A 1440-nucleotide genomic window follows, 5' to 3' on the forward strand; every position below is an offset into this window, starting at 1 on the left:
GACTCGACCAAATCGCTGAGGTTCGCTTGGAACGAAATGAATACCAATACGTGAAACGGTTAGAAGAAAGAGGGATCGAAGCGCAAACGTTCTATCATCAATTGAATCAAGAAATCCGAGAAAAAAACGCCGAAATCGCTCAGCTAAATGATAAAATTGCCTTTCTGTCTGCTAAGCAGAAACAGACAGATGTTCAGACTGTTTTGCATCGTCACACAAGCGAAGTTACTGCCCAATTGAACGAGGATTACGAAAAGAGCTGGTACTTCATGCAAGGGCGTCTGAAAGACAACTTCTCATTCGATTCAGTTCACGATCAGCTGCAAGGGTTGTATCGCTGGGAAGAACGCAAAGTCGAACCGAGACAAGTCGAAGCCCAGGTCACGCACGCTATTTTGAACGCTTCTCACAAGGCGTATCAAGAACACCATTTCTCTGTCGTAAAGCAACAAGGATTCACTTCATCTGACTTCCGTTCGCTCTTCACTGAACGTTTAGATGCGTTTGAAGCGTTAACGGAATCTGTCGAGAAAGACCAACAAACGGTCGATCAAGTCGTGGCACATGCCGAGCGCACGTACCGGGCGCAAAGCTTAATCGTCCATAACGCCTTTAATGAGTTGTTCCCGGACATTGAGGAACGGTTTGCGCATAATGACCGGACCGTGGCGTACAAATCGAATATCCTGAATGCAATCCAAACAAACGACCGGATAGCCATTCCAACAGCTCCTGAAGTGAACCATCACTTGCAGCTGCAGGAACTGAAAAAGGCGTGTGAGCAAGGCGAGAAAGCCAGTGAGCAAATCCGGATTCAAGCGTTGATTCGCAATAAGCTCGGCAGTGAAAAAGAACAGCTCGTGAGAGACGGCACAGACCTCAAAGCGATTTATGAAACGTCCGTCAAACTGAACACGACGCAGCAATTGATTGAACGCTACGAGGCGAAAGCGAAGCACATGGATCAGGAACTTAATGCCTTGATTCGAGAGACGTTCCCACAAGCAAAAGAGAAGCTGTTAAAAGACGTCGAGCAACTTCCATTAGAAACGAAGACGGCTCTTCTCAAGCACTTCGCGCAACAGGACAAGCAGACAAAAACGCCGACCTTGAAGGCGTGCTTGCAAGTGGCGAAGAAAGAACAAAACAAACAAGCAATGGCGCATCATGCTTATCAAGCAAAACCGGAGGCTCGATTCGCTGAACGCTTAGGCAGCCAACAGAAGTTCCTTTCTCACTTCCCGACAGGGCGAGCCAGTACCGAACTGATTGAACAGTTGATTGAGCAAGCCGAACAAGATCAGCACCAGGCCCAACACGAGACACCTTCACCGACGAAGCTCCGTCGAAAAGGCAAAGACAAACAACTTCGCCGTGAACTCGGATTGGAGTTTGAACTGTAAAAGCGAACTATTGAAAGGCGTGAACTTCATGATGAAA

The 1440-nt window shown here is 47.6% G+C and carries 1 protein-coding gene; it reads left to right on the forward strand.

The genetic code is table 11. The annotated features are described in order from the left end of the window. Nucleotides 1-1403 (forward strand): hypothetical protein (locus ON064_RS18205; protein WP_274625871.1); only part of this gene is annotated, 1403 nt, incomplete at its 5' end. Nucleotides 1404-1440 lie beyond the last annotated feature (37 nt).

The sequence above is a fragment of the Planococcus sp. A6 genome (assembly GCF_028823615.1).
In the GTDB taxonomy this organism is placed as follows: domain Bacteria; phylum Bacillota; class Bacilli; order Bacillales_A; family Planococcaceae; genus Planococcus.